The organism is Ensifer sp. PDNC004, from assembly GCF_016919405.1.
Lineage (GTDB): Bacteria > Pseudomonadota > Alphaproteobacteria > Rhizobiales > Rhizobiaceae > Ensifer.
Genome location: NZ_CP070353.1, coordinates 1892899 through 1919425, shown reverse-complemented (window position 1 = coordinate 1919425; position 26527 = coordinate 1892899). Strand labels below are relative to the sequence as shown.

24 protein-coding genes are annotated in these 26527 nt (G+C 63.9%); 12 read left to right on the top strand and 12 right to left on the bottom strand.

What is annotated here, in order from left to right; all coding sequences use genetic code 11:
• Position 1 precedes the first annotated feature (1 nt).
• Positions 2-697: an HAD family hydrolase gene (locus JVX98_RS17655; RefSeq protein ID WP_192447570.1), complete on the bottom strand. Its 696-nt coding sequence runs from the start codon at positions 695-697 to the stop codon at positions 2-4.
• A gap of 180 nt (positions 698-877) precedes the next feature.
• On the opposite strand from JVX98_RS17655, the gene JVX98_RS17650 reads away from it, so the two are divergent.
• On the top strand, positions 878-1546 hold the full coding sequence (locus JVX98_RS17650; RefSeq protein WP_034801282.1) for a GntR family transcriptional regulator: 669 nt from the start codon (positions 878-880) through the stop codon (positions 1544-1546).
• 15 nt (positions 1547-1561) lie between these two features.
• On the opposite strand, the gene JVX98_RS17645 is transcribed toward JVX98_RS17650, so the two are convergent.
• On the bottom strand, positions 1562-2242 hold the full coding sequence (locus JVX98_RS17645; RefSeq protein WP_192447568.1) for a helix-turn-helix transcriptional regulator: 681 nt from the start codon (positions 2240-2242) through the stop codon (positions 1562-1564).
• Positions 2243-2336: 94 nt separating this feature from the next.
• On the opposite strand from JVX98_RS17645, the gene JVX98_RS17640 reads away from it, so the two are divergent.
• From JVX98_RS17640 to JVX98_RS17625, 4 genes are all read left to right on the top strand, one after another.
• On the top strand, positions 2337-2657 hold the full coding sequence (locus JVX98_RS17640) for an NIPSNAP family protein (RefSeq protein WP_043619930.1): 321 nt from the start codon (positions 2337-2339) through the stop codon (positions 2655-2657).
• Between the two features lie 3 nt (positions 2658-2660).
• The gene (locus JVX98_RS17635; protein ID WP_205239331.1) at positions 2661-3011 is read left to right on the top strand and encodes an antibiotic biosynthesis monooxygenase; all 351 of its coding nucleotides are present in this window, start codon (positions 2661-2663) and stop codon (positions 3009-3011) included.
• A gap of 197 nt (positions 3012-3208) precedes the next feature.
• A complete protein-coding gene (locus JVX98_RS17630) occupies positions 3209-4339 on the top strand; it encodes a site-specific DNA-methyltransferase (protein ID WP_043619897.1) in 1131 nt (376 codons plus the stop codon).
• 241 nt (positions 4340-4580) lie between these two features.
• Positions 4581-4982, top strand: coding sequence for a YkvA family protein (locus JVX98_RS17625; RefSeq protein ID WP_205239330.1), 402 nt, complete (start codon positions 4581-4583; stop codon positions 4980-4982).
• Positions 4983-5039: 57 nt separating this feature from the next.
• Here the strand turns inward: JVX98_RS17625 and JVX98_RS17620 are convergent, their stop codons facing one another.
• The 3 genes from JVX98_RS17620 to mutY all read right to left on the bottom strand — a co-directional run bounded on the left by JVX98_RS17620 (position 5040) and on the right by mutY (position 7841).
• A complete protein-coding gene (locus tag JVX98_RS17620) occupies positions 5040-5972 on the bottom strand; it encodes a hypothetical protein (RefSeq protein ID WP_205239329.1) in 933 nt (310 codons plus the stop codon).
• A 103-nt stretch (positions 5973-6075) separates the two neighbouring features.
• Entirely contained in the window at positions 6076-6693 is a 618-nt protein-coding gene (locus tag JVX98_RS17615; protein ID WP_205239328.1) for an HAD family phosphatase, read from the bottom strand.
• Positions 6694-6752: 59 nt separating this feature from the next.
• Positions 6753-7841 carry an A/G-specific adenine glycosylase gene (mutY, locus tag JVX98_RS17610; RefSeq protein WP_210335825.1) on the bottom strand — a complete coding sequence of 363 codons (1089 nt, stop codon included), beginning with the start codon at positions 7839-7841 and terminating at the stop codon, positions 6753-6755.
• A gap of 92 nt (positions 7842-7933) precedes the next feature.
• Here mutY and JVX98_RS17605 point away from each other — a divergent pair, with 92 nt between their 5' ends.
• The 3 genes from JVX98_RS17605 to JVX98_RS17595 all read left to right on the top strand — a co-directional run bounded on the left by JVX98_RS17605 (position 7934) and on the right by JVX98_RS17595 (position 13065).
• Positions 7934-8440, top strand: coding sequence for a DUF721 domain-containing protein (locus JVX98_RS17605; protein ID WP_043619908.1), 507 nt, complete (start codon positions 7934-7936; stop codon positions 8438-8440).
• 218 nt (positions 8441-8658) lie between these two features.
• Positions 8659-9498 (top strand): DsbA family protein, encoded by an 840-nt coding sequence (locus JVX98_RS17600; protein ID WP_205239327.1) that lies wholly within the window; start codon positions 8659-8661, stop codon positions 9496-9498.
• Positions 9499-9603: 105 nt separating this feature from the next.
• Entirely contained in the window at positions 9604-13065 is a 3462-nt protein-coding gene (locus tag JVX98_RS17595) for a chromosome segregation SMC family protein (protein ID WP_205239326.1), read from the top strand.
• A 292-nt stretch (positions 13066-13357) separates the two neighbouring features.
• Here JVX98_RS17595 and JVX98_RS17590 read toward each other — a convergent pair whose 3' ends face one another.
• Both JVX98_RS17590 and JVX98_RS17585 read right to left on the bottom strand, forming a co-directional pair.
• Positions 13358-15175, bottom strand: a complete 1818-nt coding sequence (locus JVX98_RS17590) for a caspase family protein (protein WP_205239325.1) — start codon at positions 15173-15175, stop codon at positions 13358-13360.
• 53 nt (positions 15176-15228) lie between these two features.
• A complete protein-coding gene (locus JVX98_RS17585) occupies positions 15229-17097 on the bottom strand; it encodes a caspase family protein (RefSeq protein ID WP_205239324.1) in 1869 nt (622 codons plus the stop codon).
• 317 nt (positions 17098-17414) lie between these two features.
• Here JVX98_RS17585 and ppdK point away from each other — a divergent pair, with 317 nt between their 5' ends.
• From ppdK to prfH, 3 genes are all read left to right on the top strand, one after another.
• Positions 17415-20081, top strand: coding sequence for a pyruvate, phosphate dikinase (ppdK, locus tag JVX98_RS17580; protein WP_192447559.1), 2667 nt, complete (start codon positions 17415-17417; stop codon positions 20079-20081).
• A gap of 331 nt (positions 20082-20412) precedes the next feature.
• Positions 20413-21621 (top strand): RNA ligase RtcB family protein, encoded by a 1209-nt coding sequence (locus tag JVX98_RS17575; RefSeq protein WP_192447558.1) that lies wholly within the window; start codon positions 20413-20415, stop codon positions 21619-21621.
• Positions 21614-22228 carry a peptide chain release factor H gene (gene prfH / locus JVX98_RS17570; protein ID WP_192447557.1) on the top strand — a complete coding sequence of 205 codons (615 nt, stop codon included), beginning with the start codon at positions 21614-21616 and terminating at the stop codon, positions 22226-22228. The genes JVX98_RS17575 and prfH overlap by 8 nt, the downstream gene beginning before the upstream one ends.
• 94 nt (positions 22229-22322) lie before the next feature.
• Here the strand turns inward: prfH and JVX98_RS17565 are convergent, their stop codons facing one another.
• Positions 22323-22595, bottom strand: a complete 273-nt coding sequence (locus JVX98_RS17565; RefSeq protein ID WP_205239323.1) for a hypothetical protein — start codon at positions 22593-22595, stop codon at positions 22323-22325.
• 353 nt (positions 22596-22948) lie between these two features.
• Entirely contained in the window at positions 22949-23332 is a 384-nt protein-coding gene (locus JVX98_RS17560) for a hypothetical protein (protein ID WP_205239322.1), read from the bottom strand.
• Between the two features lie 268 nt (positions 23333-23600).
• On the opposite strand from JVX98_RS17560, the gene JVX98_RS17555 reads away from it, so the two are divergent.
• Positions 23601-24509 carry a DUF1499 domain-containing protein gene (locus JVX98_RS17555; RefSeq protein WP_205239321.1) on the top strand — a complete coding sequence of 303 codons (909 nt, stop codon included), beginning with the start codon at positions 23601-23603 and terminating at the stop codon, positions 24507-24509.
• A gap of 14 nt (positions 24510-24523) precedes the next feature.
• Here JVX98_RS17555 and JVX98_RS32705 read toward each other — a convergent pair whose 3' ends face one another.
• The 3 genes from JVX98_RS32705 to JVX98_RS17535 all read right to left on the bottom strand — a co-directional run bounded on the left by JVX98_RS32705 (position 24524) and on the right by JVX98_RS17535 (position 26522).
• Positions 24524-24862 carry a DUF4166 domain-containing protein gene (locus JVX98_RS32705; protein ID WP_371826567.1) on the bottom strand — a complete coding sequence of 113 codons (339 nt, stop codon included), beginning with the start codon at positions 24860-24862 and terminating at the stop codon, positions 24524-24526.
• 281 nt (positions 24863-25143) lie between these two features.
• Complete coding sequence (locus JVX98_RS17540) at positions 25144-25596, bottom strand: thiol-disulfide oxidoreductase DCC family protein (RefSeq protein WP_205239319.1); 453 nt, start codon at positions 25594-25596, stop codon at positions 25144-25146.
• Between the two features lie 2 nt (positions 25597-25598).
• Positions 25599-26522 carry an MBL fold metallo-hydrolase gene (locus JVX98_RS17535; RefSeq protein ID WP_192447553.1) on the bottom strand — a complete coding sequence of 308 codons (924 nt, stop codon included), beginning with the start codon at positions 26520-26522 and terminating at the stop codon, positions 25599-25601.
• Positions 26523-26527: the final 5 nt, after the last annotated feature.

Here is a 26527-nt window from a genome sequence, read left to right as displayed (position 1 = left end):
ATTAGGCCGTCATCGACTCCGACCATGCGGAAAGGGCCGCGATCACGCCCGGCAGCGCCGTCATGCGCGAAATCACCGTTTCCGCACCCGCTTCGGTCAGCTGGTCGGCATGCGAGGGATGGGTGTGCGAACCGCCGGTGAAGCCGACGACGCGCATGCCGGCGGCACGTGCACCGTGGATGCCGTGGACGGAATCCTCGATCACCAGCACCCGCGACGGGCCGACGCCCATCTGCTTGGCGCCGTGCAGGAAGATGTCCGGCTTCGGCTTGACGCGGTCGGCGCCGAGGTCGCGCGCCGAATAGATACGGCGGCCGAAATGGTCCTTGATGCCGACCTTGCCGAGCATCATGGCAAGCCGCGCCGAGGTCGAGTTGGAGCAGATGCAGTGCGGCAGCGTCAGTTGCCCCAGCATCGGCTTGACGCCGTCGATGATGTTGAGGTCGCGGGCCAGACGCTCGTCGAGGATGGTGTCGACCTTGCTGATGAGCTGGGCCGAAAGCGGAATGCTTGCTTCCTTCTCGATCTGCAGCAGCGTGTTGTGCCAGGTCATGCCTGCAAAACGCTCCGCCATTTCCTCGACGCTGATCGGGTAACCCGCTTCTGTCAGCAGTGCTGCTTCGACTTCCGACGCGATGATTTCGGAATCGACGAGAACGCCGTCGCAATCAAAAATGATGAGATCGATACCGGTCATATGGAACAGTTCCCTGGGAGGAGAGGCGCCGCAGGCGGGGGGAGGAATGTTCGCGCGGCGCGGGGCTTTCGTACGGCAGAGCTTTTATACGATGGTAGGCCAAAGCTCAACCATTGGAAATTATCGAAACCGCCCGTGCGCTTGCTCGACAGCATTGTTTCGCGGCTCTATCAGTAGGCGATGGAAAAGCAGCAGGACGATACGCTCGCAAGTCGCATCAGCAAGGCCCTGGCCGAGCGGATCATCTCCGGCATGTTGATGCCGGGGGAGCGCTTGCGGCAGGATCATATCGCCGAGGAATTCGGTGCGAGCCATGTACCCGTCCGCGAAGCCTTTCGGCGGCTGGAGGCCCAGGGCCTGGCCGTCAGCGAACCGCGCCGCGGCGTTCGCGTCGCCTCCTTCGACCTGAAGGAGGTGAGGGAAGTCGCCGAGATGCGCGCGGTGCTGGAGGTCCTGGCGCTTCGCCATGCCATCCCGCATTTGACGCCGGCGATCCTCGATCGGGCCGAGATGGCCACGGCCGCTGCCGATACATCACGCGACGTGCGCTCCTGGGAGGCGGCAAACCGCGCCTTCCACCGGCTGATCCTCGAACCTTGCGGCATGCCACGGCTGCTTGCGGCGATCGACGATCTGCATGCGGCGAGCGCCCGCTTCCTGTTTTCCGCCTGGCGCACGAGCTGGGAGGCGCGCACCGACCACGATCACCGCGCGATCCTGGCCGCCTTGCGCGAGGGCCGGGGCGACGAGGCGGCAAAGATCCTCGAACGGCATGTGGGCTGGATCGGCAAGACGCCGGTCAGGACCGCCGCGGGCGAAACCCGTGAGGCCTTTTCCATCGTTGGCTAAAGTGGCTGGCAGCAGCTACTGCGGAAACAGCTCGGAGAAAGCCTTCTCGCCATTGGCGGTGAAGCGGATGACGCGGCTGTTCGCCTCGCGCTTGGCCCAGCCCTTGTCGATGAACAGCGTCAGCAGCGCTTCGCCAAGCGAGCCGGCCAGGTGCGAACGGCGCTCGCTCCAATCGAGGCAGGTGCGGCAGATCGGGCGGCGGGATTTTTTCAGCGCTGCATAGTCGATGCCGAGCGCCTCGATCCGGCTTTGCCCGTCGGGCGTCAGCGCCAGGTCGTCGCCGGTGACTTCGATCTGCTTTTCGGCGATCAGGCTGTCATACATGCGCACGCCATAGTCGCCGGCCAGATGATTGTAGCAGACGCGCGCCTTACGCAGTGCCGGATCTTTCGGCCCGGGACGGTGGCGGGTCATGCCGCGGCCGGCGGCAAAGCCCATCAGGTTCTCGAGCATCAGCCCGACTTCGTCTTCTGCCAGCTGAAAATAACGGTGGCGCCCCTGCTTGCGTTGGCTGAGCAGGCCGCCGGCCTCGAGTTTGGCGAGATGGGAGCTGGCGGTCTGCAGCGTGATACCGGCATGGGTGGCAAGCTCGGTTGCGGTCAGCGCGCTGCCGCCCATCAGCGCCGTCAGCATGTTGGCGCGGGCGGGATCGCCGATCAGCGAACCGATGAGAGCGATGTCTGGACCTTCCTTCATACTTCGATCGTAATCGAAGCATTCTCGACAGACAAGCGGGCATAGTCACCTCATCGAAGACCGGGCGAAAGGCCCCAAGGACCTGGAGATGACGATGATCACCTGTTTCATCCGCTACGAAATCGATCCCTTCAAAAAGGACGAGTTCGCCACCTATTCGCGCAATTGGGGCGAGGTCATTCCGCGCTGCGGCGCCGATCTCATCGGCTATTTCGGTCCGCACGAGGGATCGGCGACGACGGCTTACGGCGTTTACAACATCGAGAACCTCGCGGCCTACGAGGCCTATCGCGCCCGGCTTGCTGCCGATCCGCTCGGCCGGGAAAATTATGCCTTTTCCCGCCGCGAGCGGTTTATCCTGAAGGAGGATCGGATTTTCCTGAAGAACGTCTCGATGCCAACAGGAGGAAAGTGAACCATGATTGCCGTCATCTTCGAAGTCCTGCCGGCCGAGGGCCGGCGTGACGCCTATCTCGGCATTGCCGCCGACCTGCGGCCGCTTCTCGACGACATCGATGGTTTCATCTCGATCGAACGGTTCCAGAGTCTCGCCAATCCCGGCAAGCTGCTTTCCCTATCTTTCTGGCGCGACGAGGAGGCGGTGAAGGCGTGGCGGAACGGCGCCGAACATCGTGCCGCCCAGGATGCCGGGCGCCACGGCGTCTTTGCCGACTACCGCCTGCGCATCGCCTCCGTGATCCGCGACTACGGGCTGAACGAGCGCCATGAGGCACCCTCGGACAGCCGCGCCTTTCACGACAACAGATGAAACGCGTCCGAGACGCCTAAACGCTGCGGCGGGAGGCGGGTGAACACCCGTTCCCGCCTTGCCTGTTCACTCCAGAAGACCTCTCTAACATAGCGTGACTACGCACTTTTTCGAAACGGCCTTCAGGCTTTGGTAACCATCTTCGGTAACCATACGCTCCATGATCCGTTCCGAGTAAGCGTATTTGCGAGTTGTCCATGTCTTCAGTTGTTTCGCTTGCCGAAGTCTCCCGCTCCGCCCGTCCGCAGGGCTGGCTAGACACCATCATCAAGGGTGACTGCGTGGCCGCGCTCAATGCGCTTCCCGACAATTCGGTCGACGTCGTTTTCGCCGACCCGCCCTATAACCTCCAGCTCGGCGGCATGCTGACCCGTCCCGACCAGTCGGTGGTCGATGCCGTCGACGACGAGTGGGACCAGTTCGCTTCCTTCGAGGCCTATGACGCCTTCACCCGCGCCTGGCTGCTCGCCTGCCGCCGCGTGCTGAAGCCGACCGGCACCCTCTGGGTGATCGGCTCCTACCACAACATCTTCCGCGTCGGCGCGATCCTCCAGGACCTGCACTTCTGGATCCTCAACGACATCATCTGGCGCAAGACCAACCCGATGCCGAATTTCAAGGGCCGCCGGTTCCAGAACGCCCACGAAACGCTGATCTGGGCGACGCCGAACGCCAGCGCCAAGGGCTACACCTTCAACTACGATGCGATGAAGGCGGCCAATGACGACGTGCAGATGCGCTCCGACTGGCTGTTCCCGATCTGCTCGGGCCACGAGCGCCTGAAGGACGACGACGGCAAGAAGGTGCATCCGACCCAGAAGCCGGAAGCGCTGCTTGCCCGCATCATGATGGCCTCGACCAAGCCTGGCGACGTGATTCTCGATCCCTTCTTCGGTTCCGGCACGACCGGCGCCGTCGCCAAGCGCCTCGGCCGCCATTTCGTCGGCATCGAGCGCGAGCAGGATTACATCGACGCCGCATCGGCGCGCATCGACGCCGTCGAACCGCTCGGCAAGGCGATGCTCTCGGTCATGACCGGCAAGAAGGCCGAGCCGCGCGTCGCCTTCAACACGCTGATCGAAAGCGGGCTGATCAAGCCCGGCACGGTTCTGACGGACGCCAAGCGCCGCTACAGCGCGATCGTCCGCGCCGACGGCACGGTCGCTTCCGGCGGCGAAGCCGGCTCAATTCATCGCCTGGGCGCCAAGGTCCAGGGGCTTGATGCATGCAACGGATGGACATTCTGGCACTTCGAAGAGGGGAACACCCTGAAGCCCATCGACGAACTCAGAACCGTCATTCGAAATGATCTGGCAAAACTGAACTGATCAACCAGTTCCGCCGGATCCTTCGAAAAGCGCTCCGACCGGTTTTTGTACCTTCAGTCCCGGAAAGAGAGCTTTAAATGCCCGGAACCCTCGATGTGAGGATTCCGGGCATTTGTATGTCCGGGCCATAGGACCGAGCGTATGAAGCAACCGGCCAGACCCTGAGGCCGATTGCCAATCTACGCATCCGCCAATAGGGTTCAGGCAGACCAGCTTTCATCCGAACAAGAGTGTCATCCGCATGGCCTTGCCCGATCGTCTCCAGCGCGTGAAGCAATGGGCGCGGCAAATCAAACGGGACGTCGTTGCACTCTGGTTTGCTGCGCGAGATCGTCGAACGCCGCTTTCGGCGAAAATCGTTGCCGGCGCTGTGGCGGCCTACGCACTCTCGCCGCTCGACCTGATCCCGGACTTCATTCCGATACTCGGATACCTCGATGACCTGGTCCTCGTTCCGCTCGGCATCCTCCTGGCGGTGCGTCTGGTGCCGCCGGCGCTGATGGAAGAATTCCGAGAGCGGGCGACGACACTGGAAGGACGCCCGTCCAGCCGAAGCGGCCTTTTCGCGATCATGAGCATCTGGTTCGTGGCCGCGGTCGTTGCGGCCTGGCTGGTATGGCGCTTCATCGCGGCCAGGCCCTGACAATGCGCGGCGGCGACCCGTGCCGCCGCGTCGCGTTCAATGGCGGATACGCCGCCTTCAGAGAACCGGCGCTCCCTCTGGGCGCAAATGGAAGAGCGTCCGCGGGCCTTTGTCCTCAAAGCCGCAACTGGCGAGCACAGGCTCGAGGCGTGCTCTTTCGTTTTCCTGTAATTCGACCGTGGCAACCCTGGTATTGGGGTACGCTGCGGGAATGCGCTGAAGAAGGGTGGAAATCAGGGCAATCATCCCGACAGAAGGTGCCTGGTGTTCGGTGATGTCGATCATCATTTCATCGCTCCAGACAAAGGCGTAGGCCTCGGCGACGACGAGGTCGTCACGCTCCAACATCTGCATAAGCAGCCCGTTCTCATCCCAGTCCGCGATACGTTGGGCGACGGCGTCCGCCTCCCAGGTCGTGGTGCAGGTTTCTCCACTGCAGTTCGATATCCCCGCGCGTGTAAGGAAGTCCACGAACTTTGCGAGAAGATCTTCCGGTAGAGGCGCGTGGACGGCGTAAACGACGGCATCGTCCTTGGGTTTTGCGATTGCGGCTGGCCAGCGCTCAGATGGCGCCTGCCAGGTCCTGAACAGATCCCGAAGCGCGGTCGCGCCGGTCATTTCGACGACCTGCTGGTTGAGAGGGGTTGTTCGGGAGTGCCAGATGATGCCCTCTGAACCGACCTCTACCGCTGCAAGCCGAAAGAGCTGCGCCAGAATTTCGGCGTTCTGCAGATCGTGCGACGGCATGGCGTGCCAGCCTCGATCGGCCGCTCTCTCGTCGTCGCCTTCAATCGGCGGTCGAAGGCTGAGCCAGCCCGCCAATTTGGCATCGCGTCTGGCGACCACGAAACGGGTCTCTGAATACCGTTCACTGAATTCTTGTCGAGAGACCTCGTCGCGAAAGCTGGCCTCGGTCGTCGCGTAGAGCTCGTCCACGAAGGCGTCCTTGGCGACGCCGTCTCGAGCTACCGAAAATTCTAAACTATTCATATACTACCTCTGCGGTTACGCAATCGCAGGTGGTAGGTATGAATCGTGGCGGAATCGTGCCGCCACGAACAGGAGCCATCGGCTATCGGCAGTCCCACCCAGCCTACGGATGAATGCCGTAGCCGGCGAGATCGGCCTTCAGTTTTTCCGGGTCGACGAAATGCACCGCGTGCCAACCGGCAAGCCGCGCGGCTTCGACGTTGGGCACGCTGTCGTCGATGAAGAGCGTCGCCGACGGGTTGAGATCGAAGGTCCGCGTGTGCGTCTCATAGATGGCGATATCGGGCTTGATGAGCTTGACGTCGCCCGAAACGGTAACGCCGCGCGGCAAGGTCAGGAAGGGGTAGAGGAGCTGTGCCTCGCGGAACGTATCGGAAGCGAAGTTGGTCAGCATCGTCACGTCGCGCCCTTCGGCGATCAGTCGCTCCATGAGCGATACCGTCTCGACATAGGCGTGCGGCACCATCTCCTGCCAATATTTGCGGAAGGCGCGGATCTGTTCTTCGCGCTCGGGGAAGTCCTTGATCAGCAGCGTTTCGGCTTCTTCCCAGGAGCGGCCGCGGTCCTGCTCGATGTTCCAGTCATGGGTGCAGACATTGGCAAAGAACCACTCGCGCTCGGCCTCATCGGGGATGATGCGGCTATAGGGCAGGTTGGGGTCGTAGTGGATCAGCACCTTGCCGATGTCGAAGACGATGTGACGGATCTCGATGCTGCTCATGAACGAATTCCCTGCTTGAATTTTCGGAGTTGGAGCGGGACGGGTGCCCCCGTACCGCGCTAGCGTTCCGCCTTGAAGGCATGCGGGATCGCCTGGGCGATCGCCTTCTTCATCACCGTCGGCAGCGCCTGGGCGCTCAGCGAGTGGACCGGTTCCCACCAGCCGTTGCCCTGCGTTCCGGTGCGCGCGACATTGGCGCGGTAGACCGAGAGACGCAACTCGAAATGCGTGAACACGTGGCTGATGGTGCCGCAATCTTCCCAGGCGGCCGCAAAGGGTTGCGAGGCAAGCGAGGTGTCGCCGTCCTGCCGCGACGTCCAGTCGGTGCCGGGCACTTCGGTCATGCCGCCAAGCAGGCCCGTCTCGGCCCGCTTGCGCAGATAGACCGCGTTGTCGCCGTCGATCGCGACGAAGGCAGCACCGCGCCGAAGCGGCTTGTCCTTCTTCTGTGCCTTGCGCGGAAAGGTTTCCGGGTCTGCTACGGAAAGCGCACGACAGTGGGCGCGGAAGGGACAGAGCGAGCAGGCGGGGCGCTTCGGCGTGCAGATCGTCGCGCCGAGATCCATCATCGCCTGGGCGAAGTCGCCCGGGCGCTCGCCGGGGGTGAGCGCGGCGACGCGGCCCCGCATTTCGGGCTTTGCAGCCGGCAGCGGCGTCTCGATCGCATAGAGGCGCGAGATCACCCGCTCGACATTGCCGTCGAGAACGGCGCTTTTGCGGTTGAAGGCAATTGCCGCAATCGCGGCGGCGGTATAGTCGCCGATGCCGGGAAGGGACTTCAGCCCGTCTTCCGTATCGGGAAAACGGCCGCCGTGATCGTTCGCGACGGCCTCGGCGCATTTCTTCAGGTTGCGGGCGCGGGCATAGTAGCCGAGCCCGGCCCATGCCTTCATCACGTCCTCATTGTCGGCCTGTGCCAGATCCTCGACGGTCGGCCACAGCGACAGGAACTTTTCGAAATAGGCCTTTACCGCCTGCACCGTCGTCTGCTGCAGCATCACTTCGGATAGCCAGACGTGATAGGGATTGGCGACGATGCCTCGGCGCGCCATGGGCGGCGAAACCCGCCAGGGCAGGTCGCGATGGTGCCTGTCGTACCATTCCAAAAGCAGGGGTGCGGCGTCCGCCGCCGGTATCGTATCGTGCATGATTTGCCGGAAGTTCCTTTTCCGGCCTATACTTGGCGAAGCGGAGCCGCAGCATCAAGGCTCAATCGACGTTGCCTACAGAAAGTCCATACGTGAGCGAGCAGAAGTCCCGGAAGGGCGTTGTCCAGATCAGCGAAGTCGCGAATGGCCTGATCGACCCGGTGCTCGCCAAGCGCGCGGGCATCAACACCATGCTGCTCGGCTCCTGGGACGAAATCGCCGGCGAAGACTTTGCCGATTGCACGCGACCCGAAAAGATCGCCTGGCCGCGGCGCGCCTCCGAGATCATGGGCGAGGGCGGCCATCAGCCGGGCGTGCTGACGGTTGCCTGCGAGGGCGCGCGCGCCCTGTTTTTGACCCATGCCCAGGGCGAGCTGATCCAGCGCATCAACGGCTTCTTCGGATTTTATGCCATCGGCCAGCTGCGCATCGTCCAGAAACCCGTCTCGCAGCAGCCGAAACACCGCGGCAAGCCGAAGCCGCTTTCGGGCGAGCCCGCGCGCCGGCTCGAAACGATGGTCGAAGGCATCGAAAGCGAAGAGCTGAAGGCGGCCTTGCGTCGGCTGGGCACCGCTGTACTCAACCCACGCCGCCGCTAAAGCATGTCGCGCAAAACTCTCCAGCGGTTTGCGGCGACGGCATGCGAAAACCAGAGGCCTAAAGCGCAAGGCGCGGATATCCAGGTCGAACTGCGCTTCCGGGCAGCCATCGGTCGGTCACAATTCTTTGAATTCTGTTGACGCCGCGCCACTTGCCGCCCTGCGCGCGGCAAGATATCGAATCCGCACCGCAATTCCCTCCGAACACGGGTCAAATCATGTCCGCTTCCGCAATGAACCTTACCAAGCGCCTGCTCAGCGGTGCCGCCATCGCAACCGTCGCCCTGGTGCTTGCTGCCTGCAGCGACGAAAAGAAGGAAACGGCATCGACCGCCCCGGCCGCAGCCACCGAGACGGCAGCGAAGACCGAAACCAAGCCGGCAACGGACGCAACGACCACCGCATCGACGACCGCGACGCCGGCCACCGCCGAAGCCAAGCCTGCTGCCGGCACCGAAGTCGCGCAGACGACCGCCGCGCCCGTCAAGGTCGAGCTTCCTTCGTCGGAAGGTTCCGTCGACGTCGCCAAGCTGATGGAGCCGGGTGCTCTGCCGGAAATGGCGATCGGTGACGCCAACGCGCCGGTGACCATCGTCGAATACATGTCGATGACCTGCCCGCACTGCGCCGCCTTCCACAACAACACCTTCGAGGCGATCAAGACCAAGTATGTCGACAGCGGCAAGGTCCGCTTCGTGCTGCGCGAATTCCCGTTCGACCCGCGCGCTGCGGCCGCCTTCATGCTGGCGCGCTGCGCTCCGGAAGGCCAGTACTTCCCGATGATCTCGATGCTCTTCAAGCAGCAGCAGCAGTGGGCCGCAGCCCAGAATGGCCGCGACGCCCTGCTGCAGATGTCCAAACTCGCCGGTTTTACACAGGAGAGCTTCGAGGCCTGCTTGACGAACCAAAAACTTCTGGATGATGTGAACTCTGTTATGCAACGGGGCGCCAAGGAATTCGGGGTTCAGTCGACGCCGACCTTCTTTGTCAATGGCGAGCACTATTCGGGGGACATGTCGGTTGACGTTATGTCGGCCCTCATCGACAGCAAGCTCTGATCCTTCGCTTTTCCTGAAAACGGGCGACGGCAGCAGCCGTGCGCCCGTTTTTCTTGTCTGGGCTGATGGCAAAGGGGGGCACCTCGTAGCCCCGGTGTCCGTCCCATGAAGTTCAACAAGCTTCGCCTGCTCGGCTTCAAGTCCTTCGTCGAACCGACCGAATTCATCATCGAGCGGGGGCTGACCGGCGTCGTCGGACCGAATGGTTGCGGCAAGTCGAACCTCGTCGAAGCATTGCGCTGGGTGATGGGGGAGAACTCCTACAAGAACATGCGCGCCTCCGGCATGGACGACGTGATCTTTTCCGGATCCGGCAACCGTCCTGCGCGCAACACGGCCGAGGTCGGCCTCTATCTCGACAATAGCGACCGCACGGCGCCGGCCGCCTTCAACGACAGCGACGAGATCCAGGTCAGCCGCCGCATCGAGCGCGAGCAGGGCTCGGTCTACCGGATCAACGGCAAGGAAGCGCGCGCCAAGGACGTGCAGCTTCTTTTCGCCGATGCGTCGACTGGCGCACGCTCGCCGTCCATGGTCGGGCAGGGGCGAATCGGCGAACTGATTGCGGCAAAGCCGCAGGCCCGTCGCCAGCTCCTGGAAGAGGCGGCCGGCATCTCCGGCCTGCATTCACGCCGCCATGAGGCGGAGCTTCGCCTGCGGGCGGCGGAGACCAATCTCGAGCGCCTCGACGACGTCACCTCGCAGCTCGAAAGCCAGATCGAGAGCCTCAAGCGCCAAGCCCGCCAGGCCAACCGCTTCAAAATGCTCTCGGCCGATATCCGCAAGCATGAGGCGATCCTGTTTCATATCCGCTGGGTGCAGGCCAAGGAGGCCGAGGCCGAGGCGACGAGCCAGCTCAATCAGGTGACGGCGCTGGTTGCGGAAAAGGCGCAGCAGCAGATGCAGGCGGCCAAGGACCAGGCGGTCGCCAGCCTGAAGCTGCCGGAGCTGCGCGAGAACGAAGCGAAATTCGCCGCCGCCCTCCAGCGCCTGCAGATCGCCCGTTCGCAGCTCGAAGAAGACGCCGGCCGCATCCTCAGACGCCGCGACGAGTTGCAGCGCCGGCTGACGCAACTGGCCGAGGACATCGCCCGCGAAGAGCGCCTTGTCGTCGACAATGCCGGCATTCTTTCGCGCCTCGACGAAGAGGAAGCCGAACTCAGCGATATGCTCGCCGAGGCCGACGACCGTGCGACGGAAGCGCGCGAGCGCCTCGAAGAGGCGAACGAAAAACTCGTCGGCAGCGAGGCATTGTTGGCGCGGCTGACGGCCGAACGTGCCGAGGCGCAGGCCGGCCGCAACCAGCTGGAGCGCACGCTGCGCGACCTCTCTGAGCGCCAGGCGCGCCTTGCGCGACAACTTGGCGATCAGTCGCGCGATCTCGACGAACTCGACCGCCAGATGGCAGCCCTTCCTGATCCGCACGAAAAGCAGGGCCAGGTCGAGGTCGCAGAAGCTGCGCTGGAAGAAGCCGAAAGCAATGTGATCGCCATTGAAGAGTCGCTCGCCGAGGCGAGGCACATGGAAGTCGAGGCGCGTCAGCCCGTCGATCGGACGCGCGCGACGCTGAACGGCATCGAGACCGAAGCGCGCACCATCCGGCGCATGCTGGAGGCAGTGGCCGGTGGCGCCTATCCCGCCGTCGTCGAGGAGATGAAGGTCGACCGAGGCTTCGAAACAGCCCTCGGCGCCGCACTGGGCGACGACCTCGACTCACCGCTTGAAACCGATGCGCCCGCCCATTGGCGCGAACCGGGGGACCATGCCGGCGACGCCGATTTGCCGGAAGGCGTCAGCCCGCTGATTGCGCATGTGAAGGCGCCTGACACGCTGACCCGTGCCCTGAAGCAGATCGGCATCGTCGCAAACGAGGCGGACGCCGAACGGCTGTTGCCCCTGCTGAAACCTGGCCAGAGCCTTGTCACCAAGCAGGGCTCCGTCTGGCGCTGGGACGGCCACGTGACCGGCTCCGAGGCGCCAAGTGCTGCCGCCTTGCGGCTGGCGCAGAAGAACCGGCTGGCCGAACTGGATGCAGAGGCCGAGGGGGCCGCTGAGGCGCTACGGTTCGCCGAGGCCGAACTTGCCGCCGCTGGTAGCCGGATCCGCGCCGAGGACGAAAGGCTGCGGCTTGCGCGCGACGCGCAACGCATGATCACCCGACAGCTTGCCGAGGCCCGTGACGCGCTTGCTGCGGCCGAACGCGCCTCCGGCGACCTTGCACGCAGGCGGGCGGTGCTTGCCGAATCGCGCAGCCAGATCGAAGCGCAGGTCGAAGAGGTGGCCGAGCAGATCGAGACGGCCAACGACGCGCTGGCGGACGCGCCCGATCTCTCCGAACTGGAACTGAAGCTGCGGACGCAGACGGCGGATGTCGCTGCCGATCGCGCCGCCGTCGCCGAGGCCCGCGCCGCTCATGATGGCCTGGCGCGCGAGAACGAGGCTCGCCAGCGTCGCATTGCCGCGATCGGGGTGGAACGGCAGACCTGGAAGGCCCGTGCCGCCAGCGCCGAGGAACATATCGCCACCCTGCGTGACCGCGAAGCGGAAGCCCGCGACGAGGTGGAAGAGCTGATCGATGCGCCCGACGAGTTCGAGGACAAGCGCCGGGCGCTGATGAACGAGTTGCAGAAGGCGGAAGCGTCGCGGCGTGAAGCGGCCGATCTGCTTGCCGAGGCCGAGAACCGCCAGCGCGAGGCCGACCGCCTGGCCGCAACCGCGCTGTCCGAACTGGCCGAATCGCGCGAAAAGCGCGGCCGCGCCGAGGAGCGCCTGGTCTCCGCCCGTGAACGCCGCGTCGAGATCGAGGCGCGTATTCAGGAAGCGCTCTCCTGCCCGCCGCACGAAGTGATGCGATTGACGGGACTTGCCGTCGACGAGGCGCTGCCCGACATGCGCAATGTCGAGCGCGAGCTCGAACGGCTGAAGATCGAGCGCGAGCGGCTCGGTGCCGTCAACCTGCGCGCCGAAGAGGAGCAGAAGGAGCTTTCGGAAAAGCTCGCCCTGCTGCTGCGAGAGCGCGACGACGTCATCGAGGCGATCCGCAAGCTGAGGAGCGCCATCCAGAACCTGAACCGCGAGGGCCGCGAACGCCTGATCGCCGCATTCGACGTCGTCAACGTGCAGTTCCAGCGGCTGTTCACCCACCTCTTCGGCGGTGGCACGGCCGAGCTGCAACTGATCGAGAGCGACGATCCGCTGGAAGCGGGCCTTGAAATTCTCGCCCGTCCGCCGGGCAAGAAGCCGCAGACGATGACGTTGCTATCGGGCGGCGAGCAGGCGCTGACGGCGATGGCGCTGATCTTCGCCGTGTTCCTCACCAATCCGGCGCCGATCTGCGTGCTCGACGAAGTCGACGCCCCGCTCGACGACCACAATGTCGAGCGCTACTGCAACCTGATGGACGAGATGGCGGCCTCGACCGAGACACGCTTCATCATCATCACCCACAATCCGATCACCATGGCGCGCATGAACCGCCTGTTCGGCGTGACCATGGCCGAGCAAGGCGCCTCGCAGCTCGTCTCTGTCGACCTGCAGACCGCCGAGCGCCTGCGCGAAGTCGTCTGATCGTTCATTCGAACTCCGGCGATGAAACCCGAGACCGGCCGCGATGGATCGCGCGCCTCCCAGGTGTCGACGTAGGCTGACAGGGGAACCTTGTTGGCCCGATAGGCCGCGTAAAAGCGTCAGCTTCGGCAGATGGTTCAGGCGGCCGCCGGAAAAGGCAGGGGCGGCAACGCCCGACGGCAAAAGGGACGATCACGACCGACAGCAGCCGGGATGTGATCAACATGCGCCATTTCATGACTGCCCTCCGAGCCCCCTGAGCCGGAAACGGATTGTCTGAGCCGGGGCCTCTTCATTCGAATTCGAGCACGACGCTGACGGCCGAGTTGCCTGGCCCCATATCGTCCCATGTGTCGAGATAGGTGTTGGTCAAATCGAGCCGACCTTCCCGGTGAAGGTAATACATTGCGGTATCGTCGCCCGGCCTGCTCTCGTTCGGCATCCCCGGAAACCACTTCGAATAGGTCAGTGCCTCGCCATTGTCCCACCGCCAGCCGCCTTTCGGCTCCTTGCCCTGCGGGTCCTGGACGAGTCCGATCCATGGCCCGATCTTGTAGCTGATGTTGTCCGGCGGGTAGTAACCCGTGTCGATAAAGGTCGGGTCCGCGTTGAAGAGCGAAGCGATGAAGCTGTTTTCCGCCTGAGATGAGATCGACGCGACGTGGGTGCCGCAGTTCTTGGCGAGGAGTTCGGCATAGAAGGCACGGGCTGGTCCGGTCCTTGCGACGACGTAGAGATGCCCTTCGAAGGCGCCGTAGACAGTTGGGGACCCGCCGAGGCACTTGATGGCGGTAAGGACGCGCGGGTCTGTCTCCAGCCCCTTGAGGTCGTTTATGTCGTAGACGCGCGCCGTCTTGGCGCTGTAGAGGCCTTCGGCTGCGCTGTTGACTTTCACGCCGAGCTTTTCGGCCGTCTGTTCGGTGACAAAGCCCGTACCGCTCTGGCTGTTGGCGCCCTGGAAACGCTTGATGGCGTCGCGCGTCTGCCCGCCGAAAACACCGTCGGCAGTACCGACGTCAAAGCCTCTTGCCGTCAGCGCCAACTGGATATCACGTCGCCGACCCTTGTCCGGCAGCAGCCGCGCCTCGACGGCTTGCGGCAGATGCGACTGGTTGCGCACGGCCGCCGGTTCGATCTGCTCCAGCGTCCGGCGTGCGAGTTCGGCATATTCGCCAGTACGGTGCTTTTCGACGTAGAAGCGCCAGATCCGCGGCGTTCCGATCCTCAACGCCTTCTTGAAATCGACCTCCGCCACGAGTGCGGCGGGATCGGCGGCCGGCACCGCGAGTGTCGGCTGGACGGCCTCAGGTTGCGGCTGCGGCGTTGCGGTTTCGGGCCCGAAATAGAACTCGAGTGACAGGGAGGACAGGATCTGCGGTTGCTGCTTGCCCTGCGTCTCCTTGCGCACGTCGCGCACGACCCGCTTGAAGGCGGTGCCGACTTCGAGACCGGCGCCGGAGAGATTGGCGATCAGCGCCCGGGTAAAGGGCGAATGCCCGTCGGTGCCGTCGGCGGCGACCTGTCCCGGGGCTGCGGCAAAGGCGACGAGCGTGCCGCCGCTCTGTGTTTCGATCGGCGCCAGTCCTCTCGTCGCAGCACCGCGGGTCGCGCCCTCGACTTCGCGCGTCAGCCGCTCGGCGAGCGGATTGTTGCGGCAGGCATCAAGAAAGACCATCGAGATGCGGGCGCGCTTTTCCATCGCGCCGATGATCTCGGACAGTGCCACGGTCTCGGCCGGCACGTCGAATTCGCTTTCGAGCTTGGCATCGGTGCCGACAAGGAAGTTCTCGCCGTGCAACTGCATGCCGTGACCGGCGTAGTAAAACAGGGCGGTATCGTCTGGCCCGATCTTGCGCGAAAACTCTGAGAGCGCACCGGCAAGGCCGCGGCGATCGGCGTTGAGCACCAGGTTCGTTTCGAACCCTTGGCCTTTCAGGAATGCGTCGAAGGCTTCCGCATCGCGCGCGGCATTGGGCAGCGTTCCGGCGAGCACGTAGTTGCTCATGCCGACGACGAGCGCCAGCCGCTTGCCGTTTCCTTCGGCAAAGGCATTGCCGCTTGCGAGCGGAACCGAAAGGGCAAGCAACAGCAGCATCACACGCCATTTCATGAGCGGCCCTCCTTGCGCTCCGTTCAACGGCGCGGTCGCGCCTGATCGTTCTTTCACTCGAATTCAAGAATGAGACCGGCCGTGCCATCGCTGGGTCCCATGTCGTCCCAGGTGTCGACATAGAGGGACTTGGTGTCGGACCGGCCATTGCGATGGGCGTAGTACATGCCGATGTCGTCGCCCTTCTTGTCTTCGTTCGGCATGTCCTGAAACCATTTCGTGTAGGTCATCGGCGCGCCGTTATCCCAGTGCCAACCGCCCTTCGGCTCCTTGCCCTGCGGGTCCTGTGTCAGGCCGATCCATGGTCCCATCTTGTAGCTGACGTTTCCTCTCGGGTCGTATCCGGTCTCAAAGAAGCTCGGGTCGGAATTGAAAAGCGATGCGACGAACGCGTTTTCTTCCGGAGATGAAATCGAGGCGAGGTGGGCGCCGCAACCGCCTGCAATTCCCCGCGCATAGACGGCCAGGATCGTACCCGTGTGAACGGCGACATAGAGGTGCCCTCCGAACACGCCGTAGACGGTCTCGAAGTGGCGCAGGCAGGTCAGCGCCCGCAGGACGGTCTGATCGGTTTCCAGCCCCTCGAGGTTGGCGACGTCGTATCGCCGCGCTTTCGTCGCGCTGTAGATGCCTTCGGCACGGGCGTTGACCTTTATGCCGAGGGCGGCCGCCGTGTTCTCGGTGATGAAGCCGCTCGCCGGCTGCTGGTTGGTGCTCTGGAAGCGTTTGATGGCGTCCCGGGTCTGTCCGCCGAAGACGCCATCGGCCGTACCTGCTGCAAATCCCCGTGAGGCAAGCGCCAGCTGAATGTTTCGTCGTTGGTCCTTGCCGGGCAGGAGCTGCGCTTCGACGGCTTGCGGCAGATGCGCCTCGTTGCGCATGGCCGCCGGTTCGATCTGGGCCAGCGCCTGCCGTCCGAGGTCGGCATATTCGCCTGTTCGGTGCTTTTCGACGAAGAAGTGCCAGATGCGTGCCGTGCCGATCTTCAGCGCTTTCTTGAAGTCCTTCTCCGCTTCGAGCGTTTCGGGGTCGATGGCTGGCACGGTGAGTGCCGGCTGGACCGTCACGGTCTGTGGCACGGTCGTCTGGACCGCAGGGGTCTGCACCACGGGGGTCGGCGGCGTTGCGGTTTCCGGCCCGAAATAGAACTCCAGTGACAGGGAGGACAGGATCTGCGGTTGCTGCTTGCCCTGTGTTTCCTTGCGCACGTCGCGCACGACCCGCTTGAAGGCGGTGCCGACTTCGAGACCGGCGCCCGAGAGATTGGCGATCAGCGCCCGGGTAAAGGGCGAATGCCCGTCGGTGCCGTCGGCGGCGACCTGTCCCGGGGCTGCGGCAAAGGCAACGAGCGTGCCGCCGCTCTGTGTTTCGATCGGCGCTAGTCCTCTCGTCGCCGCACCGCGGGTCGCACCCTCGACTTCGCGCGTCAGCCGCTCGGCGAGCGGATTGTTGCGGCAGGCATCAAGAAAGACCATCGAGATGCGGGCGCGCTTTTCCATCGCGCCGATGATCTCGGACAACGCCACGGTCTCGGCCGGCACGTCGAATTCGCTTTCGAGCTTGGCATCGGTGCCGACAAGGAAGTTCTCGCCGTGCAACTGCATGCCGTGACCGGCGTAGTAAAACAGGGCGGTATCGTCAGGACCGATCTTGCGCGAAAACTCTGAGAGCGCACCGGCAAGGCCGCGGCGATCGGCGTTGAGCACCAGGTTCGTTTCGAACCCTTGGCCTTTCAGGAATGCGTCGAAGGCTTCCGCATCGCGGGCGGCATTGGGCAAGGTTCCAGCGAGCACGTAATTGCTCATGCCGACGACGAGCGCCAGCCGCTTGCCGTTTTCCTCGGCAAAGGCGTTTCCCATGGTGAAAAGGACCATGAGCGCCGCCGAAAGGAGCCAGGTTGTCGGATCTGCACGCCACCTCATGACCGACCCTCCGAGCCATCGAGACGGAAACGGATTGCCATGACGGGATATTCCTGGATGCACCCCCATCGCGCATCTGTATATTAGATAACTGTTATGTTTCGGGCAATGTCGGATCGGCTGGCGTTGCGCAGCCCTTTCAGGAATTTCGGCTGCAATTTAATGCTACCGACACGTTTTGTGAGAAGTGAAGCGCGATGTGTAGCAATGTTACAGAAAATGATGCGCTGCAGCATAAATCTTCGCCGGGTGCATTTTCAGCCTGAAGCATATACTGTAAATCGTCATTAAAGACTGTTTCTGGGTGGAGAGCAGGCATGACGAAATGGGTTTACACCTTCGGTGGGGGCAAGGCCGAGGGACGTGCGGGTGATCGTGAACGCTTGGGCGGCAAGGGTGCCAACCTTGCCGAAATGTGCAATCTCGGGCTGCCGGTTCCGCCGGGCCTGACGATCATCACCGATGCCTGCAACAGCTTCTTCGACAATGAAAGGCAGATGCCGGATGGCCTGCGCGACCAGGTGCGCGAGGGGATCAGCCGGATGGAAGAGGTGACCGGCCGCGTCTTCGGCGACACCGCCCGGCCGCTGCTGCTTTCGGTTCGCTCGGGCGCACGCGCGTCCATGCCGGGCATGATGGACACGGTTCTCAACCTCGGTCTCAACGATCAGTCGGTGCATGCGCTCGGTCACGACGCCGGCGACGCGCGCTTTGCCTGGGACAGCTATCGCCGCTTCATCCAGATGTATGGCGACGTCGTCATGGGCGTCGACCACGACGTTTTCGAGGAAATCCTCGAGGACGAGAAGGCGCGTCTCGGGCATGAGCAGGATACCGAGCTTTCGGCTGTCGAGTGGCAGAGCGTCATCGCCCGCTACAAGGAAGCGATCGAGGAAGCGCTCGACGAACCCTTTCCGCAGGACCCGGAAGTGCAGCTCTGGGGCGCGATCGGCGCCGTGTTTTCGAGCTGGATGAACCCGCGGGCGATCACCTATCGCCACCTGCACGCCATCCCCGCCGCCTGGGGCACCGCCGTCAACGTCCAGGCGATGGTCTTCGGAAATCTCGGTAATTCCTCGGCGACCGGCGTTGCCTTCACCCGCAACCCGTCGACCGGGGAGAACGAGCTTTATGGCGAGTTTCTGGTCAACGCGCAGGGCGAGGACGTCGTTGCCGGCATTCGCACGCCGCAGAATATCACTGAAGCCGCGCGCATCGGTTCCGGTTCCGACAAGCCGTCGCTGGAAAAGCTGATGCCGGAGGCCTTCGCCGAGTTTCGCTCGATCTGCGATACGCTGGAGCGCCACTATCGCGACATGCAGGATCTCGAATTCACCATCGAGCGCGGCACGCTCTGGATGCTGCAGACGCGCTCCGGCAAGCGCACCGCCAAGGCGGCGCTGAAGGTCGCGGTCGATATGGCGGAGGAGGGGCTGATCTCCGAACAGGAGGCCGTTGCTCGCATCGATCCCGCCTCGCTCGACCAGCTGCTGCACCCGACGATCGATCCGCATGCGCGCCGCGACATCATCGGCTCGGGCCTTCCGGCCTCGCCGGGGGCTGCGACGGGCGAGATCGTCTTTACCTCGGAGGAAGCGGTGCAGGCCGACAAGGAAGGCCGCAAGGTCATCCTCGTCCGTGTCGAGACCAGCCCTGAAGACATCCACGGCATGCATGCCGCCGAGGGCATTCTGACGACCCGCGGCGGCATGACCAGCCACGCCGCCGTCGTTGCCCGCGGCATGGGCACCCCTTGCGTTTCGGGCGCCGGCAGCATTCGTGTCGACCTTCGCAACGAAACGCTGACCGCCGGCGGCGTAACGCTCAGGAAGGGCGACATCATCACCATCGACGGCTCGTCCGGCCAGGTGTTGAAGGGCGCGATCGCCATGTTGCAGCCGGAACTTTCCGGCGACTTCGGCAAGATCATGGCCTGGGCGGACGCGACGCGCCGCATGACGGTCAGAACCAATGCCGAAACGCCGGCGGATGCACGCGCCGCACGCTCCTTCGGTGCCGAAGGCATCGGCCTCTGCCGCACGGAACACATGTTCTTCGAGGACGACCGTATCAACGTCATGCGCGAGATGATCCTCGCCGACGACGAAGACGGTCGCCGTGCGGCGCTCGCCAAGCTCCTGCCGATGCAGCGCTCGGATTTCGCCGAACTGTTCTCGATCATGCACGGCCTGCCGGTGACGATTCGCCTGCTCGACCCGCCGCTGCACGAGTTCCTGCCGAAGACCGATGAGGAGATCGCCGACGTTGCCGGCGCGCTCTCGCTCGATGCGTCGGAACTGCGCCAGCGTGTCGACGAACTGCACGAATTCAACCCGATGCTCGGCCATCGCGGCTGCCGGTTGGCGATTTCCTATCCGGAGATCGCCGAGATGCAGGCGCGAGCCATCTTCGAAGCGGCTGTCGAAGCGGCGCACGAGACCGGAGCGGCCGTCGTTCCCGAAATCATGGTGCCGCTCGTCGGCCTCAAGGCCGAGCTCGATTACGTCAAGGCGCGCATCGATGCGGTCGCCAAGGAAGTGATCGGCGAAGCCGGCATCGGCATCGACTATCTGGTCGGAACGATGATCGAATTGCCGCGCGCAGCCCTGCGCGCCGGTGTGATTGCCGAAGCGGCCGACTTCTTCTCCTTCGGCACCAACGACCTGACGCAGACGACCTTCGGCATCTCCCGCGACGACGCCTCGCAGTTCCTGGCGACCTATCAGCAGAAGGGCATCATCGAGCAGGATCCCTTCGTCTCGCTCGATTTCGATGGCGTCGGCGAACTGATCCAGATCGCCGCCGAGCGTGGTCGTCGCACCAAGAACGGCCTGAAACTCGGCATCTGCGGCGAACACGGCGGCGACCCGGCCTCGATCCGCTTCTGCGAAGACGCCGGCCTCGACTACGTCTCCTGTTCACCCTTCCGCGTGCCGATCGCCCGGCTCGCAGCAGCCCAGGCTGCCATCAACGGCAAGGGGTGAAGGCGCTCTCCGCCTGTTGCTGTGATGCAACGGGCGGACGCTGTATTGTCGGTGAGCTGAATTCCTGGTTGCAGGCAGCGCGCGGATGATGCATCAGCATCTCGCTCGCGCTGTATCGGCACGAGCGATTATTGGTCATGCATGGGCATGATGTTTCTTCAGAACGGGAGCGGAAAATGATGCAGTGCGTTTCCACACGCCCCTTGGGGCTTCGCGGCTAATCAGCGTTGATGCGCTGAAAGAGCCCGTTCCGCCGACAACTGTACGCGCGTCCTGAAAGGTACGAAGCCTGCGGTGTGTCGGCCGTTTGACCCTGTTCTGGATTATTTTCATGGGCAATCATTGTTCCGGGGACTTCGTCCCCGAAGTCGGTGATGGTGCGCGCAAGGCGGCCATCACGCATTTTTTCACTGCCGGCAGCTGGATCGAAGGCACGGCAGTACAACAGCTGGAGGAGACCGCCGGTCTCCCCGGCATGATCTCGGTCGCAGGTTTTCCGGACCTGCACCCGGGCAAGTATGGCCCCGTCGGTATGGTGGCGTTTTCGCAACGGCTCTATCCGCAGTTGATCGGCAACGACATCGGCTGTGGCATGTCGTTCTTCGAACTTTCCCTGCCACTGCGCAAGTTCAAGGTCGACAAGGCGGCCGAACAACTGCGCGGGCTGGAGCAGATTGATCTCGGCGACATGGCGGCCCGGCTTGCGGAGCACGATCTTTCGCCTGACATGTGCCCGCAGTCGCTCGGCACGATCGGTGGCGGCAACCATTTTTGCGAGCTGCAGGCCGTGGACGACGTGTTCGAGGAGGGCGTCGCTGATCGGCAGAAGCTCTATCTGCTGGTTCATTCCGGTTCTCGGTCGGCGGGTGCAGACCTTTTCGGTCTGACGCTCGGCGGCGAGGAACGCTTCCAAGACGGCCTGGCTGCCGACGCTGCTGCGGCCGTCGAATGGCTCGCCAGGAGCGGGGAATGCGTTCGATGGGCGTCGCTCAACCGGCAAATGGTTGCCGAGCGAGCGGCCCGGGTGCTTCGTGCCGATCTGTCACTCGTCTCCGATGTTCCGCACAACCTGGTGCGGGCTACGACGTCCGGCTTCCTGCACTACAAGGGTGCGGCCGCCGTTGGAGAAGGTGTCGTTGCTCCGGTCGCAGGGTCGCGGGCGACGCGAAGCTATCTGGTGCGGGCGCTGGCCGGTGCGGAGCGATCGCACTGGGCCATCTCTCACGGTGCGGGACGCAAATACGACCGCAAGGCCATGCACGGTCGCGTCGGTAGTACGCGTTCCGAGCGCGACGCCTTGCGGGTCAACCCCTGGGGTGGCGTCGCGATCTGCGAAGATCGCAACCTTTTGATCGAGGAAGCCGCAGGCGCCTACAAGGATGCGGCGAAGGTCATCGCCGACCTTGCGGCGTTTGGGCTCGTGCAACCGATCGCGGCGATGAAACCGCTCGTCACCTACAAGAACGCCCAGCCGCAGGAGCGGGTGCGCGCAAAGGCGAAGTGGGAGCGGACGACGATCAGGAGGATGCGCCATGGCTGAGGTGACACTGTTCTTGACCTCCGGCAACGGCCCGGTGGAATGCCGCATCGCCGTTGCTGCGCTGATCGAGATTCTCAACAGGGAAGCGACGGGCCATGGCTGCAGCTTCGACCTGGCGCTTGGCGGACAGCCGGATGCCTTCGGCCCGAAATCAGCTGTTGTAACGATGGCAGGCAGCCGATGCGAGGATGTGGCGAGGGACTTTTGCGGAACCATCCGCTTCGTCTTCAAAAGTCCTGTCCGCAAAGGGCACCAGAGGCAGAATTGGTTCGTTGGTGTGCAGCAGGTGGACCTTTCGGCTGGCAGCGTTGCCACGTCGATCGATCCGACAGACCTGCGGTTCGAAACCATGCGGGCGGGCGGGCCGGGAGGTCAGCACCAAAACACCACCGACAGCGCCGTGCGTGCAACGCATTTGCCCACCGGGGTTACCGTCGTTTGTCGGGAGGACCGGTCGCAGCATCGCAACAAAGCGGCGGCCATACGAAGGCTTCAGGCGATACTTGACCTCATCGCCGTCGGGCGTGAGAAGCAGGAGAAAACCGCCTTGTTCATGGCCAGCAAGGAGCTGGAGCGTGGCAACGCGGTGAAGACTTTCCGACTGTAAGTTTCGCTCACGCCCCCAGGCCACAATTAGCGGCAACGGGTAACAAGCCAAGAGCCAGCGCCGCCCAAGCGGCGTTGGCTCGGCCGTGATCGCCTCATTTGGCCTGGACGATCACCGGGCGCGAGACGATGACGGGGCGGTCCCAGCCCCACATCATCATGTCGTTCTGATAGCGGAAGGCGCGCGATTCCGCGCGGCGGTCGAGCTCGATCCGCTGCAGGCAGGTGGCAAACGCATCGGTGCCGCGGCGGAAGCCGTAGGATGCGCAGGTGTTGCCGTCGGCGATGCGCCTTTCCTCCGGCGTCATCGTCTGGCACGCCGTCAGAAGAAGTGCAACTGCGATAAGGATGGACAATCGGGTCATCATGGTTCTCGCGCCTCCTGGGCACAACCGGGTCGTGTGAAGCCGTAGCGGTGTGCGTTCGCCGTGAGCAATCGAGCGGCACGGCGCCAAAGCCTCGAATCACAATCAATATAGGGACTTGTATCGAGAATCGGAACGAGTGGCGGCGATTCTATGTCGAGTTCGCGGTTGTACGCGAAACGGCGTCACCGACCGGTTGTTGCCCTGTAAGGTGGGCCTATCGGAAGAGTGTGGGAAAAGATCTCTGCGCGGCGGCCTGGTCGTGCTTGCGCCGCCGACGGGAAGACTTCCCGACAACTCGCGAGCGCGCCGGGCCTGAATGGGATGCCCCAATCTTTTCCGTGCGGGCAGTCGCGTTACATGCGTTCGAGCACGCCGACAAAGGACTCTGCAAAGCGCTCGAGGTCGCGCGTGCTGTCGCTTGGATGTTCGATGCGGACGGCTCGGCCTTGTTGGTCGAGGCAGGCGAACAGGATCGAAGCATCGCCTCCCACGTCAGCCATACGGAGCACGGCAATGCTCCGGCAGTCTTCGATCAGATCGCAGGCGGGCAAGGCAAAGAGAAACTCGCCGCCGGCGTTGTCCGCGACGGTGCGGACGAAGCTGGTGAAATCGGCATTGTTGCCGGAAAAACCATCGAGGGAGAGTTCGAGCTCAAGGAGCCCCATGGGGATGCCGCCGTCTCCGGCCGGAAGGGCAGAGGGGGTGGCGATGGCCACGGCTGCTTGCGATGCGCCCATTGTCGGTTCTCCGTCGATTGCCGAGCGCCCTCGTTTGATGCCGTGCGCCGGCCGTTGCCTCCGATTGAAACGCCGCGTGCCCTTCGAATCCCGGGCGCGCGGGCACATTCCCATGTGTTGATAGGTGGTTAACGAGAATGGCGATTTTGCGGCGAAGCGTAAGGGAGGCCCGGCGCGCGGTGTCGGACTGCCGCATTGCCTGTTTCCTCGGCACGGGGCATGGTCTAAGAATGCGGTCTGTTTCGCGGCAGGGAATTGATTCAACTACATGATGGTCCGGTATGAGCGCCCCTATTCCTTTGCCGCCCATTGGGCGCGCCGCTTCGCCCGTGTCTCCTTCCTGCTCTTTGTGTTCTCGCTGCTGGCGCATCGCTTCGGACCGCTGACGACGCCGCATTTTCTCGCCCTTATCGGTCTCGCCGGCATCTTTGCCCTCTTAGGCGTGCTGTTCGCCGTCGTCGGGCTGGCGCGCCTGTGGCAGGTTGCGGCGATCGGTGGTCTGGCGTCTGCTGCAGCCCTTGTCTATGCCGCGCCGGCGCTCGGCTTCATCGGCTATGGCGTTGTCCAGTATCTGACCCGCCCGGAGATCTACGACGTCAGCACGGATACCGTGACGCCGCCGCCGTGGCTCAAGGTGCCGCAGGCGGAGGAGAGCTGGCTGAAGCGCAAGGCGGCGGTAACGCCTCAGGACCGCGAAGCGCAGATCCTCGCCTATCCGGCCCTGACCGGCCGGCGCTATGACGGCGCGCTCGACCGCGTCTATCAGGGGGTGCGCAACGTCATCGAACAGAACCGCGTCGGCATCACCGAGGAGCTTGGGGTCGAGAATGCCCGCGCCGATCTGGAGGATCTCGCAGTGCGGCCGAATGCGGGCGCGGACACGAACGCCGAGCCGGAAAACGTACCCGTTCCGGCGGCCCGTCCGGAGATGGCTCTCGAAGGCGCGATTGCCGGCCGCCGCGCCAGCGATGTCGTGCTGCAGGGCGAATGGCGCACGCTGATTGCCGGCTTCCGCTTCGATGTGTTGATCCGGCTGCGCGAAGAGGCGGAGACCACCTTCGTCGACCTGCGGGTCGCCTCGCGCTACGGGCCTCATGATCTCGGCATGGGCGCCGCCTTCGCCGATCAGTTCCTGCGCGGGCTCGATGCCGAGTTGCTGGGCATTGCCGGCGACTGACCGGCGAAAGCCCGTCAGAAAACATCATTCTTTTGCGAAGGCTTCGCGACCTCTAAGTCGTCCGTCGGCTCGCCCGCTGGTCGTACCCAGCCGCGATAACGCACGATCAGGCCGGTCAACGGGCTTTCGACCTCCACGTGGAAATGAAACAGGCCGTCGCGATCTTCCTCGAAAGTCCGGCCACCGGGCGCAAACAGCAGAGGGAGCGGAAGGTCGAGGAAGGACCAGGCGCGCACCGAGAGGTGCAGGCGGGTTTCCCTGGGCTCCAGCGCGCAGAGGACGCGGAACGGTCCGAAATCTTCCGCGAGCAGTTCCTCGTTCCGCCGTTTGGCCTCTTGTTGCGAACTGCGCAGGATTTTCCCACCGAAACGTCGGGTCCAGACTTCCTGACCCTTGCCGCATCATACGAAGTGGATTTCGACCGGAACGTCCGCGCCCGCGCGGGGAAAGCCGAGCAGAAAGGCTACAAGGCGCGCTCCTATCGAGGCGCCGCGCTCGATGACCGCGCGCCCGCGAAAGGTGGCATGCCCCTCTGGCCGGCCATGCAGGGCGCGGATCGATGCGGGCACGTCGTCCCACCGCCGGCCTAAGATCTGGCGGTAGAGGCTTTGTTCCTGGGCCATGTCTTCCGTCGTCATGCGATGAAGCGTCCGCGCTCCTCGCGGGTCGGCACCATGCAGGTCTGGCGGCGGCAGGCGATGCGGTAGCGGTTTCTCGCCACGAGATCATAGAGCGGATCGCGAAGGGCAGCGGGCAGGATGCGGAAAATGTTGGCGAGCGACCACGGCAGGCCCAGCCGCGCAAGCGTGCGGATCGACCCGTCGGACTTGAAACGGGCGACGCCGTCCTCGATCAGCATGTTGCTCTCGAAGCGGACGGTATCGAGCCCGTAGTGCCGGTAGAGCGCCTGGCCAAGCGGCGACTGGGCGGTGAGGTAGCGATATTGCGCATGCCGGTCATGGCGAAGCAGGAAGCGCACCCAGCCGGAACAGAAGATGCATTCGCCGTCGAAGACGATTACCGGCTTGTCGTCTGCAAAGGCGGGCACGGAAGCATCGTTGCGATAGCTGTAAGCCTCGCGCCGCATGATCAGCCGGCTCCGCCGGGCGCCAGCCGGTAGGCGCCGAGAAGCGAGGGCGGACCATCGGTCTCGATCCGCCCCTGCTCGATCAGGTCTTCGAGATGGGCGAGCACCGAAAGTGCCGCCGCCCCATGCAGCCGCACGTCGGTGGAAGCATAGATGACCTTGACCATGTCGGGGATATGGCTGTCACCGGCGCGGATGCGTTCGAGCACGGCGCGCTCGCGCATCTTGCGGTGGGCGCGCAGGCCCCGCAGGAAAGAGGCAGGCTCGCTTACCGGTCCGCCGTGGCCGGGGAGGTAGAGACGTTCGTCGCGGGAAAGCAGCTTTTCGAGCGAGGCCATGTAGTCCGCCATGGCCCCATCCGGCGGCGCGACGATCGTCGTCGCCCAGGCCATGACATGGTCGGCGGAAAAGAGAATACCGGTGCCATCGAGCGCGAAGGCCATGTGGTTGGCCGTATGGCCGGGCGTGGCAAGCCCCGTCAGGCTCCAGCCGTCACCCTCGATACGCCCGCCGTCGGCAAGCACGAGATCGGGGACGAATTCCATATCCGAACTCTCGGCGAAGGGATTGCTCTCGCCCGCATGCAAGGGACGGGCGGAGCGGTGTGGGCCTTCGCCGACGATCACCGCACCTGTGGCAGCCTTCAACCGGCGCGCCAGCGGCGAGTGGTCGCGATGCGTGTGGCTGACGGCAATATGGGTGACCTCGCGGCCGGCGAGCGCCGTCATCAGCGCCTGGAAATGTGCCTCCTCATCGGGACCGGGATCGATGACGGCAACGGAGCGCTTGCCGACGATGTAACTGTTGGTGCCGTGAAAGGTGAAAGGACCGGGATTGTTGACGGTGACGCGCTGCACGTCGTCGGCGACTGTCACGGCCTCGCCATGGGCCGGCTTGAAATCGAGATCGAAATCCGGGCCCTGCATGCGTT

Coding starts and splice junctions, on each gene's coding strand:
- JVX98_RS17625 (WP_205239330.1), top strand. CDS start 4,581: ATGGCCTTGCCCGATCGTCTCCAGCGCGTGAAGCAATGGGCGCGGCAA.
- JVX98_RS17645 (WP_192447568.1), bottom strand. CDS start 2,242: ATGAAGGAAGGTCCAGACATCGCTCTCATCGGTTCGCTGATCGGCGAT.
- JVX98_RS17650 (WP_034801282.1), top strand. CDS start 878: ATGGAAAAGCAGCAGGACGATACGCTCGCAAGTCGCATCAGCAAGGCC.
- JVX98_RS17620 (WP_205239329.1), bottom strand. CDS start 5,972: ATGAATAGTTTAGAATTTTCGGTAGCTCGAGACGGCGTCGCCAAGGAC.
- JVX98_RS17615 (WP_205239328.1), bottom strand. CDS start 6,693: ATGAGCAGCATCGAGATCCGTCACATCGTCTTCGACATCGGCAAGGTG.
- JVX98_RS17575 (WP_192447558.1), top strand. CDS start 20,413: ATGGGCAATCATTGTTCCGGGGACTTCGTCCCCGAAGTCGGTGATGGT.
- JVX98_RS17595 (WP_205239326.1), top strand. CDS start 9,604: ATGAAGTTCAACAAGCTTCGCCTGCTCGGCTTCAAGTCCTTCGTCGAA.
- mutY (WP_210335825.1), bottom strand. CDS start 7,841: ATGCACGATACGATACCGGCGGCGGACGCCGCACCCCTGCTTTTGGAA.
- JVX98_RS17590 (WP_205239325.1), bottom strand. CDS start 15,175: ATGAAATGGCGTGTGATGCTGCTGTTGCTTGCCCTTTCGGTTCCGCTC.
- prfH (WP_192447557.1), top strand. CDS start 21,614: ATGGCTGAGGTGACACTGTTCTTGACCTCCGGCAACGGCCCGGTGGAA.
- JVX98_RS17560 (WP_205239322.1), bottom strand. CDS start 23,332: ATGGGCGCATCGCAAGCAGCCGTGGCCATCGCCACCCCCTCTGCCCTT.
- JVX98_RS17635 (WP_205239331.1), top strand. CDS start 2,661: ATGATTGCCGTCATCTTCGAAGTCCTGCCGGCCGAGGGCCGGCGTGAC.
- JVX98_RS17600 (WP_205239327.1), top strand. CDS start 8,659: ATGTCCGCTTCCGCAATGAACCTTACCAAGCGCCTGCTCAGCGGTGCC.
- JVX98_RS17655 (WP_192447570.1), bottom strand. CDS start 697: ATGACCGGTATCGATCTCATCATTTTTGATTGCGACGGCGTTCTCGTC.
- JVX98_RS17640 (WP_043619930.1), top strand. CDS start 2,337: ATGATCACCTGTTTCATCCGCTACGAAATCGATCCCTTCAAAAAGGAC.
- JVX98_RS17630 (WP_043619897.1), top strand. CDS start 3,209: ATGTCTTCAGTTGTTTCGCTTGCCGAAGTCTCCCGCTCCGCCCGTCCG.
- JVX98_RS17540 (WP_205239319.1), bottom strand. CDS start 25,596: ATGCGGCGCGAGGCTTACAGCTATCGCAACGATGCTTCCGTGCCCGCC.
- JVX98_RS17565 (WP_205239323.1), bottom strand. CDS start 22,595: ATGATGACCCGATTGTCCATCCTTATCGCAGTTGCACTTCTTCTGACG.
- ppdK (WP_192447559.1), top strand. CDS start 17,415: ATGACGAAATGGGTTTACACCTTCGGTGGGGGCAAGGCCGAGGGACGT.
- JVX98_RS17585 (WP_205239324.1), bottom strand. CDS start 17,097: ATGAGGTGGCGTGCAGATCCGACAACCTGGCTCCTTTCGGCGGCGCTC.
- JVX98_RS17535 (WP_192447553.1), bottom strand. CDS start 26,522: ATGCAGGGCCCGGATTTCGATCTCGATTTCAAGCCGGCCCATGGCGAG.
- JVX98_RS17555 (WP_205239321.1), top strand. CDS start 23,601: ATGATGGTCCGGTATGAGCGCCCCTATTCCTTTGCCGCCCATTGGGCG.